The organism is Streptomyces sp. NPDC006265, from assembly GCF_040613555.1.
GTDB lineage: Bacteria > Actinomycetota > Actinomycetes > Streptomycetales > Streptomycetaceae > Streptomyces.
This window is the reverse complement of sequence record NZ_JBEXSH010000314.1, coordinates 1-9,184: the sequence shown is the minus strand read 5'-3', so window position 1 is coordinate 9,184 and position 9,184 is coordinate 1. Positions and strand designations below refer to the sequence as shown.

The 9,184-nt window shown below is 71.8% G+C and carries 10 protein-coding genes; 3 read left to right on the top strand and 7 right to left on the bottom strand.

Features of this window, described 5'->3' with window-relative positions; translation table 11 throughout:
- From ABZ281_RS24195 to ABZ281_RS24180, 4 genes are all read right to left on the bottom strand, one after another.
- The coding region (locus ABZ281_RS24195) for a PTS sugar transporter subunit IIA (RefSeq protein ID WP_356658591.1) at positions 1-335 on the bottom strand (335 nt) is incomplete at its 3' end.
- Between the two features lie 154 nt (positions 336-489).
- On the bottom strand, positions 490-1,437 hold the full coding sequence (pfkB, locus tag ABZ281_RS24190) for a 1-phosphofructokinase (protein ID WP_356658589.1): 948 nt from the start codon (positions 1,435-1,437) through the stop codon (positions 490-492).
- Complete coding sequence (locus ABZ281_RS24185) at positions 1,434-2,195, bottom strand: DeoR/GlpR family DNA-binding transcription regulator (protein ID WP_356658587.1); 762 nt, start codon at positions 2,193-2,195, stop codon at positions 1,434-1,436. Before ABZ281_RS24185 ends, pfkB begins: the two co-directional genes overlap by 4 nt.
- A gap of 173 nt (positions 2,196-2,368) precedes the next feature.
- Positions 2,369-3,877, bottom strand: coding sequence for an MFS transporter (locus ABZ281_RS24180; protein WP_356658585.1), 1,509 nt, complete (start codon positions 3,875-3,877; stop codon positions 2,369-2,371).
- A 62-nt stretch (positions 3,878-3,939) separates the two neighbouring features.
- On the opposite strand from ABZ281_RS24180, the gene ABZ281_RS24175 reads away from it, so the two are divergent.
- Entirely contained in the window at positions 3,940-4,923 is a 984-nt protein-coding gene (locus ABZ281_RS24175; protein WP_356658583.1) for a WYL domain-containing protein, read from the top strand.
- A 52-nt stretch (positions 4,924-4,975) separates the two neighbouring features.
- Here ABZ281_RS24175 and ABZ281_RS24170 read toward each other — a convergent pair whose 3' ends face one another.
- Positions 4,976-5,713 (bottom strand): TetR family transcriptional regulator, encoded by a 738-nt coding sequence (locus tag ABZ281_RS24170; protein WP_356658581.1) that lies wholly within the window; start codon positions 5,711-5,713, stop codon positions 4,976-4,978.
- 426 nt (positions 5,714-6,139) lie between these two features.
- Positions 6,140-7,138 (bottom strand): sigma-70 family RNA polymerase sigma factor, encoded by a 999-nt coding sequence (locus tag ABZ281_RS24165; protein WP_142163091.1) that lies wholly within the window; start codon positions 7,136-7,138, stop codon positions 6,140-6,142.
- A gap of 194 nt (positions 7,139-7,332) precedes the next feature.
- Here ABZ281_RS24165 and ABZ281_RS24160 point away from each other — a divergent pair, with 194 nt between their 5' ends.
- Positions 7,333-7,851, top strand: coding sequence for an N-acetyltransferase family protein (locus ABZ281_RS24160; protein ID WP_356658579.1), 519 nt, complete (start codon positions 7,333-7,335; stop codon positions 7,849-7,851).
- Positions 7,852-7,878: 27 nt separating this feature from the next.
- On the opposite strand, the gene ABZ281_RS24155 is transcribed toward ABZ281_RS24160, so the two are convergent.
- Positions 7,879-8,664, bottom strand: coding sequence for a class III extradiol ring-cleavage dioxygenase (locus ABZ281_RS24155; RefSeq protein WP_356658577.1), 786 nt, complete (start codon positions 8,662-8,664; stop codon positions 7,879-7,881).
- A gap of 89 nt (positions 8,665-8,753) precedes the next feature.
- Here ABZ281_RS24155 and ABZ281_RS24150 point away from each other — a divergent pair.
- Positions 8,754-9,184 (top strand): MarR family transcriptional regulator (locus tag ABZ281_RS24150; RefSeq protein ID WP_356658575.1); only part of this gene is annotated, 431 nt, incomplete at its 3' end.

The following is a 9,184-nucleotide window of genomic DNA, read 5'->3' as shown; positions in this document are numbered from 1 at the left end:
GTCAGATGGGCGTCGTCCGCGCCGGCCGGCGCGGCGATGAGGAAGATCAGGTCGGCGGGGCCGTCCGGGGCGCCGAAGTCGATGCCCGCGGCGCTGCGTCCGAAGGCGAGCGTCGGCTCGGTGACGTGCTCGCTGCGGCAGTGCGGGATGCCGATGCCGCCGTCGAGGCCGGTCGGCATCTGGGCCTCGCGGGCGGCCACGTCGGCGAGGAAGCCGTCCAGGTCGGTCACCCGGCCCAGGGCCACCATGCGCTCGGCGAGCGCACGCGCCGCCGCTTCCTTGGTGTCGGCGGACAGGTCGAGGTCGACCAGGTCCGCCGTGATCATGTCGCTCATCGCGGGCTCCTTAGCACGCGTATCGCCCGGTGGGAGGAGTGGGCGGGAAGGGGGACGGGGGTGCGGTGGGGGGTGACGGGGGTGGCGGCGGGGCCGGTGGGTAACGGGGAGGGGACCCGCCGTTCGCGCGTGGATCCGCGCTGCTCGTCGTAGGTCATGACACCGGCTCCTTCAGCACACGGTCCGCCGGGACCTCGGCCGTGACCGTCACCGCCGCCGGGTCCAGGTCGCCCGGCGTCGGCATCACGCTGCCGGGCAGCTGGACGGCCGCGGCGCCGTGCGCGACCGCGGAGGCCAGGGCCTCGGGACCGTTGCCGCCGGCGATCAGGAAGCCGGCGAGGGAGGAGTCGCCGGCGCCCACGTTGCTGCGGACGGCGGCCACGCGGGCGCCGGCGAACCAGGCGCCCTCGTCGCAGACGAGCAGCTGCCCGTCGGCGCCGAGGCTCGCGAGGACGGCCCGGGCGCCCATCTCGCGCAGTTCCTCGGCGGCCTTGACGGCGTCACCGACGGTGGCGAGGGGGCGGCCCACGGCTCCGGCGAGTTCCTCGGCGTTGGGCTTGACCACGTCGGGCCGCTCGCGCAAGGCGGCGAGCAGCGCGGGCCCGGAGGTGTCCAGGGCGATCCGTGCCCCGGCGGCGTGCGCGCGGGCGACCAGCTCGGCGTACCAGGAGGGGGCGAGTCCGCGGGGGAGGCTGCCGCAGCAGGCGATCCAGGAGGCGTCGCGGGACTGCTGCCGCACGGTCTCCAGGAGCAGTTCCCGTTCGGCGCCGGAGAGTTCGGGGCCCGGGGCGTTGATCTTCGTCAGGACGCCGTCGGACTCGGCGAGGGCGATGTTGGAGCGGGTGGCTCCGGCGACCGGGACGGGCGCGACCTCGATGCCCTGCTGGTCGAGCAGGTCGGCGACGAGTGCGCCCGGGGCGCCGCCCAGGGGCAGGACCGCCACGGTGCGCTGTCCGGCCGCGGCGACGGCGCGCGAGACGTTCACGCCCTTGCCGCCCGGGTCCATCCGCTCGCCGGTGGCGCGGATGACCTCGCCGCGGTCGAGGGACGGCACCTCGTAGGTGCGGTCCAGGGACGGGTTGGGGGTGACGGTGAGGATCATGCGCGCACTACTTCCGTGCCGCCGCGCTCGATCGCGACGACGTCTTCGGGGCTCAGCCCGCTGTCGGTGATCAGCAGGTCCACGTCGCTCAGGTCGCCGAAGCGGGCGAAGTGCTCCTGGCCGTGCTTGGAGGAGTCGGCGAGCAGCACCACGCGGCGGGCGGCGGCCACGGCCGCGCGCTTCACGGCGGCCTCGGCGAGGTCGGGGGTGGTCAGGCCGTGTTCGGCGGAGAAGCCGTTGGCCGCCACGAACAGCACGTCGGCGCGGATCTCGCCGTACGCCCGCAGCGCCCAGGCGTCCACGGCGGCGCGCGTGCGGTGCCGTACGCGCCCCCCGATGAGGTGGAGCTGGATGCCGGGATGGTCGGCGAGGCGGGCCGCGATGGGGAGGCTGTGCGTGACGACGGTGAGGGAGGCCTCCAGCGGGAGGGCGGCGGCCATCTTGGCCACCGTCGTCCCGGCGTCGAGGATCACCGTACCCTCGCCGGGCAGCTCGGCGAGGGCCGCCTTGGCGATGCTGTCCTTCTCGTCGGCGGCGGTCGTCTCGCGCTCGGCGAGGTCCGGCTCGAAGTCGAGGCGCCCGGCCGGGATGGCCCCGCCGTGCACTCGGCGGACCAGGCCGGCGCGGTCGAGGGCCTTCAGGTCCCGGCGGATCGTCTCCGCCGTGACCTGGAATTGCTCGGCCAGCGACACGACATCCACTCGGCCGCCGTCACGGGCGAGCCGGAGGATCTCCTGCTGCCGCTCCGGTGCGTACATGTCCGTTCGCCTCCGCCTCATGCCCGAACGTGTGGTTTCAGCGGGAGGCTACGCCGAGATTTCCGCAAAGTAAACAGGTTCGGACCCAATCGGGCCCATCCAGAAACGCGGGCGGGCCCGGCACCCGAAGGTGCCGGGCCCGAAGGACCGCTGACCGCCGCCCGGCCGCGGCCTCAGGAGACCAGCGCCGGTTCCTTCCCCTCCACCGGCGCCTGCTCCCCCTCCACGTGCTGTGCGGGGCGCTTCGGCAGGGCGAACATCAGCAGGAAGATGGCGCCCATCACCGCGGCGACCCAGCCGAGCGCGTTCTGGAAGGCGTCCGAGAAGGCCGCACCGATCTGCTCCGGCCGCAGGTGGTCGGAGATCGTGCCGAAGAACACCACCGACACCAGGCCGAGTCCCAGCGCGTTGCCCATCTGCTGCACGGTGTTGATCAGCCCCGACGCCGAACCGGCGTGCTCGCGCGGCACCTCTGAGAGGATCGCGTCGGTCAGCGGCGCGACGATCAGGCCCATGCCCGCACCCATCACGACCAGCGGGAGGGCCATCTGCCAGGGAGCTATGGCGAGGCCGTAGTGCCCGGACTCCCAGATGTAGAGCAGCACCCCGGCCGCCATCACCAGCGCGCCCGTTTGGAGCACCTTGCGGCCGAAGCGCGGGACCAGCTTCTGCACCGACATCCCGGCGGCCACCGACACCGCGATCGAGAACGGCACCCCGGTCAGCCCGGCCTTCAGCGGGCTCCAGCCCAGCCCGAGCTGCATGTACAGCGTCCACACCAGGAAGAACACGCCGAGCGCGACACCGAAGACGGTCTGCACGGCGATCCCGGCCGCGAAGCTCTTGACCCGGAACAGCGACAGCTCGACCAGCGGGGAGCCGTCCCGTGCGGCCTTGCGCTTCTCGAACGCCACCAGCACCGCGAGGACGACGAGCGAGCCGGCCATCGAGACGTACCCCCACACCGGCCAGTCCAGCTCGCGGCCGCGGATGAGCGGGTAGAGCAGCATCAGCAGGCCGAGCGTCACGAGCGCGACACCCACCAGGTCCAGCTTCAGGGCGCGCGGCGCCTTGGACTCGGTGATGAAGCGGCTGCCGAGGATCAGGCCCGCGACACCCACGGGCAGGTTGATCAGGAAGATCGACCGCCACTCCCAGCCGAACAGATTCCACTCGGTCAGCAGCGCGCCCAGCAGCGGACCGGACACGGCGCCGAGACCGACGACCGCGCCGAACAGTCCGAACACCTTGCCCCGCTCGTGCGCCGGGAAGGTGGCGTGCACGATCGACAGCACCTGCGGCACCATCAGCGCCGCCATGCCGCCCTGAAGGAAGCGCGAGGCGACCAGCATCTCCGGGTTCACCGCGAGGCCGCACAGCGCGGAGGCGACCGTGAACCCGCCGATGCCGACGAGGAAGATCCGCTTGCGGCCGTGGATGTCGCCGAGCCGTCCGCCGGTGATCAGGCCCGCGGCGAAGGCGAGGGCGTATCCGGCGGTGATCCACTGGATCTGGCTGAAGGAGGCGCCGGCCTCGCGCTGGATCGACGGGATGGCGATGTTGACGATCGTCACGTCGACGAGATCCATGAAGGCCGCGGTCATCACGATCGCGAGGGCGAACCAGCGCCGGCGGTCGGTCCCGCCGCCCGTCGTGCCGAGGGTGGTGTCGGTGGAGTTCATGCGTCGAAGTTAGACCCCCACTAGGTCAGATCGTGTCCTAGTGGTGCGCCATCCTCATCGCTATGACGACGGACACTCCGGCTGTTCGGCTCACCCTCCCCCCCCCCCCCCAGCCCCCCGCTGTTGGGCCGGGGGGCTTTCTATCCGGGGGGTTGGGGTTGACCCGCCGCTGGTTGGGGGGGTACATCGACCGGCTGCGGGAGATCGGCTATCCCGTACAGGCGACCAAGGGCGCCGACGGCGGCTACCGGCTGGTCGCCGGCAAGGCCATGCCGCCGCTCGTGCTCGACGACGAGGAGGCCGTGGCCATCGCGGTCGGGCTGCGCGCCGGGGCGGGGCACGCGGTGGAAGGCCTGGACGAGGCGTCGGTGCGGGCGCTGGCCAAGCTGGAGCAGGTCCTGCCGGGCCGGCTGCGCCACCGCGTGACCACCCTCCAGGCCGCGACCACACCGTGGACCAGCGGGGACGGGCCGAGCATCGCGCCCGAGACCCTGACCGTCATGGCCTCGACGGTGGCCGGGCACGAGCGGCTGCGGTTCGCCTACCGGGCGGCGGACGGCACCGGGACGCGGCGCCTGACGGAGCCGTACCGGCTGGTGTCCACGGGCCGCCGCTGGTACCTGGTCGCGTACGACATCGACCGGGACGACTGGCGCACGTTCCGGGTCGACCGGGTCAGCGAGCCGTTCGCCACCGGGGCGCGCTTCGTGCCGCGCGAACTGCCGACGGGGGACGCGGCGGAGTACCTGCGGCGCTCGATGCAACGGCAGCAGCAGTCCTACGACTTCGAGGTCACGTTCGCCGCCCCGGCCGACTTCGTCGCGGCCCGGGTCCCCCACTGGCTGGGCACGCCCGAGCCGTTGGACGACGGCAGCTGCCGGCTGCGGGGATCCGTCGGGGACGCGGTGCAGTGGGTGGCGTTCCGGCTGGCGATGCTGGAGTGCGACTTCGTGGTGCACGAGCCGGAGCAACTCGTCACGGCGGTGAGGCAGTTGGGGGCGCGGTTGAGCAGGGCGGCGGCCGGAGGGGACGCGGGCGGGGCGTGAGGCCTCGTCTCGCATCCCCGCGGGAACCCCCACGACCTCACGGCCTCCCGTGTCACCGCCCCCATGGGAAGTCCCGCAGTGCCGCGAGATTGCGCAGGGCGAGTTCCGCAGGCCCGTCCGGGCCCTCGACGGGGCCGTCCCCCGCGGCCCAGGCCTCCAGGGCGGCACGTACGGCGGCACTGGCCACGGCGGCGGAGAAGCGCAGCTCGGGCGTGGCGGCGAAGGGCGGGGAAGGTGGCGCGGCGGAGGTCGGGGCAGGACCTTCGGCAACGTTGTCGTCACTGTCAGGTACCGTGGACACCCCGAGATTCTCAGGCGCCCCGGCACGTGTCACCCGTTCCGCCAGTACCTCCGCCAGCAGCCGCTCGGACGCCTGGCAGACCTCCGCCCACACCCTGCGCAGGGACGGGGTCGCCTCGGCCAGACGCAGCAGTGTGCGGACCCACTGCCAGGAGGACGCCGAGACGCCGACGCCCGTGAGGGTGTGGCGGACCCCCTGTTCCAGGGCGTGGAGCACCTCCGCGTCGGCGGGAGCGGCGCGCACCGCCTCCACCCAGCGCTGGGCGCCGGCCGCGTAGAGCGGGGCGACGGCTTCTTCCTTGGTGGCGAAGTACCGGTAGAAGGTGCGCGGGGCGATACCGGCGGCCTGGGCGATGTCCTCCGCGCGGGTGGCGCGCAGGCCGTGCCGTACGAAGAGGCCGGCCGCTGCCCGGGCGATCTCCATGCGTGTCTCGGTCTTCCGCCGCTCGGTCAGCGAGGACGGCGGCGGGGTCGGGGTGGTGCTGCTCACGCCCGGCAGGCTATGCCCATGTGACACAATCTGCCATCTGGCGGGCCACCCCGTGGTTCAGGTACGGGGTGCCCCGCCCTCCGGCGTCACGCACGAAGAGAGCCGGGCCCCGACGTCCGGGGGGAAGGACGCCGAAGCCCGGCTTCGGGGAAAGTCCCGGCGCCGGGGGGAGTGCGACGGGACTTGGCTGTCGGGGGGGGGCGAGGGGCGTGGCCCCCCGGGCCCGAACTGGTGGACCCAGAAGTCTTGTTCCCTGAGCCCCGCGAATTGAAGCGGCGTTACATCGCCATGTTTGCGCGGTCTTTCGCCACCCGGCGTACGCGGTGCCCTCCGGGCGCACACGCTCCGTCACCCACTGGCCGCGGGAACGGGTCGTACGCCCGGACGTTCACCGTCTCACCGGTGTCGGCCGCCGCGCGGACGGGGTCACGCCGCAGCGTCGAACCCGGTGCTGCGGGCGAGCTTCTTCAGCTCCAGCAGCGCGTGCTTCTCGATCTGCCGGATGCGCTCGCGGGTCAGGCCGTGCTCCTTGCCGACCTCGGTCAGCGTGCGCTCCCGGCCGTCCTCGATGCCGTAGCGCATCTTGATGATCGACGCCGTGCGCTGGTCGAGGCGGCCGATCAGGTCGTCGAGCTCCTCGCTGCGCAGCAGGGTGAGCACCGACTGCTCGGGCGACACCGCCGAGGTGTCCTCCAGGAGGTCGCCGAACTGGGTCTCGCCCTCGTCGTCCACCGACATGTTCAGCGAGACCGGGTCGCGGGCCCAGTCCAGGACGTCGGTGACGCGCTCCGGCGTCGAGCCGAGCTCGGTCGCGATCTCCGCGGGCTCCGGGTCCCGGCCGTGCTCGCGGTTGAACTCGCGCTGCACACGACGGATCCGGCCGAGCTCCTCCACGAGGTGGACGGGCAGGCGGATCGTACGGGACTGGTCCGCTATCGAGCGGGTGATGGCCTGGCGGATCCACCACGTCGCATACGTGGAGAACTTGAAGCCCTTGCGGTAGTCGAACTTCTCGACCGCGCGCACCAGGCCGGCGTTGCCCTCCTGGATCAGGTCCAGCAGGGGCAGACCGCTGCGGGGGTAGCGGCGGGCGACCGCGACGACCAGGCGCAGGTTGGAGCGGATGAAGACGTCCTTGGCTCGCTCGCTTGCGTCGACCAGGGCCTGCAGTTCCTCGGGCGAGGCCCCGGCCTTGTTCTCCTCCAGGCCGTCGAGGATCTGCTGTGCGAACACACCCGCTTCGATGATCTGGGACAGCTCGACCTCCTTGGCGGCGTCGAGCAGTGGTGTGCGCGCGATCTCGTCGAGGTACATGCCGACCAGGTCGCGGTCGGCGATCTCGCCGCCATGGGCGCGAACACTGCTTGCCGCGTCGGCCGTCTCGCCGGTGGCGGACTGACGACGGGCGACGGCACGGGTTGCCATGCGAGCTCCCTTGCGATGGTGAGGTCAGCGGGTGGTCCTTCGGACGCTGGACTCCGTCTTCCGGGACTCTCCGGACTCTCCTCGGGTGCCCTGCATCCGATGGAAACAACGACTGGAATCAGGACAGAATTCCCAACCCGGCCTCCGATTTTTCTGATCATGCAGTACCCTGTCCGGCCACGCGGGGAGGCACGATGCCGTCGCAGCGCACAGAGGTGCAGGTCAGGCCGGGAGTCGAGGGTGACCTCGAGGCCCTCACGGCCCTCTACAACCACTATGTACGAGAGACAGCGATCACATTCGATACCGCGATCTTCACTCCGGAGGAGCGCCGCCCTTGGCTGCTCTCCCACCCTGAAGACGGACCGCACCGCCTGATGGTTGCCACGACGGCGGACCCACAGGAGATTCTGGGCTACTCCACATCAAGCCCTTTCCGAACGAAGCCCGCCTATGCCACCTCCGTGGAGACGACCGTGTACGTCGCCCCGGAGGCCGGCCGGCGCGGCGTCGGCACGCTGCTCTACACGGCCCTCTTCGAGGCCCTGTCCGGCGAGGACCTGCACCGTGCCTACGCGGGCGTCGCGCTGCCGAACGAGGCGTCGGCCCGGCTGCACGAGCGCTTCGGTTTCCGCCATGTCGGCACTTACCGGGAGGTCGGCCGCAAGTTCGGCCGCTACTGGGACGTGGCCTGGTACGAGAAGCCGCTGTAGGCGGTCGGCCGAACGCGCACGCTGCTTTCAGCCGAACTGCACCGACCGCTTCGCCAGACCCATCCAGAACCCGTCGATCACGGACTTCTGCACGTCCAGCTCCCCGGCCGCGTCGGCCGCGCCCATGGTCACGAACAGCGGGGCGAAGTGCTCGGTGCGCGGGTGGGCCAGCTGCCCCGCGGGCGACTTGCGGGTGAAGTCGAGCAGCGCGTCCACGTCACGCGCCTCCAGCGCCCGCCGGCCCCAGTCGTCGAACTCGGCCGACCAGGCGGGGATGCCGCCCTGCCGGAGCGCGGCCAGGTTGTGGGTGAAGAAGCCGGAGCCGACGATCAGCACGCCCTCGTCCCGCAGGGGGGCGAGTTTGCGGCCGACCTCCAGGAGCCGGACCGGGTCCAGCGTCGGCATGGACACCTGGAGGACCGGGATGTCGGCCTCCGGGTACATCTCGACCAGCGGCACGTACGCCCCGTGGTCGAGGCCGCGGTCGGGGACGTCCTGGACGGGCATGCCGGGGGCGCGCAGCAGCTTGCGTACGGACTCGGCGAGCTCCGGTGCGCCGGGGGCGTCGTACGTCACCCGGTAGTAGTGCTCCGGGAAGCCCCAGAAGTCGTAGACGAGCGGGACGGTCTCGGTGGCGCCGAGGGCGAGCGGGGCCTCCTCCCAGTGGGCGGAGACGATCAGCACGGACTTGGGGCGTGGCAGTCCGGCGGACCAGGCGGCCAGTTCACCGGGCCAGACCGGGTCGTCCGCCAGGGGCGGTGCGCCGTGACTGAGGTACAGAGCGGGCATGCGCTCCTGGGTGGCGGCGGACATGCTGCGGCTCCTTCCAAAACATGGTTCCCTACAAAACTGTACGGGCCATTTGTTTAAAGTTCAAGGAGGGTCCACGTAGAGTGGAACACATGAAGGCACCCGCATCCGCACCGGCAAGCGGCTCCGCCGCGGAGCCCAAGGAACCGCGCTGGCTCACCGACGAGGAGCAGCGCGTCTGGCGCTCGTTCATGGAGGGCGTCACCCTCCTCGACGACCATCTCGACCGGCAGTTGCAGCGCGACGCGGGCATGCCGCACGTCTACTACGGCCTGCTGGTCAAGCTCGCCGAGGCGCCGCGGCGGCGGTTGCGGATGACGGAGCTCGCGATGCTGGCGAAGATCACCCGGTCCCGCCTCTCGCACGCCATCGCGCGTCTGGAGAAGAACGGCTGGGTGCACCGGGAGGACTGCCCCGACGACAAGCGGGGACAGTTCCGGCTTCGAAACCGACTTGGAGGCGGTCGAACTCCTCTACACTTCGCTCCTCGTGCAGGCCACGACCGCGATGACGACGGCGGAGG

Bases quoted from the DNA above. Each gene is read 5' to 3' on its own strand.
- ABZ281_RS24180 (WP_356658585.1), bottom strand. From the start codon at position 3,877: ATGAACTCCACCGACACCACCCTCGGCACGACGGGCGGCGGGACCGAC.
- pfkB (WP_356658589.1), bottom strand. From the start codon at position 1,437: ATGATCCTCACCGTCACCCCCAACCCGTCCCTGGACCGCACCTACGAG.
- ABZ281_RS24155 (WP_356658577.1), bottom strand. From the start codon at position 8,664: ATGTCCGCCGCCACCCAGGAGCGCATGCCCGCTCTGTACCTCAGTCAC.
- ABZ281_RS24185 (WP_356658587.1), bottom strand. From the start codon at position 2,195: ATGTACGCACCGGAGCGGCAGCAGGAGATCCTCCGGCTCGCCCGTGAC.
- ABZ281_RS24175 (WP_356658583.1), top strand. From the start codon at position 3,940: ATGACGACGGACACTCCGGCTGTTCGGCTCACCCTCCCCCCCCCCCCC.
- ABZ281_RS24165 (WP_142163091.1), bottom strand. From the start codon at position 7,138: ATGGCAACCCGTGCCGTCGCCCGTCGTCAGTCCGCCACCGGCGAGACG.
- ABZ281_RS24160 (WP_356658579.1), top strand. From the start codon at position 7,333: ATGCCGTCGCAGCGCACAGAGGTGCAGGTCAGGCCGGGAGTCGAGGGT.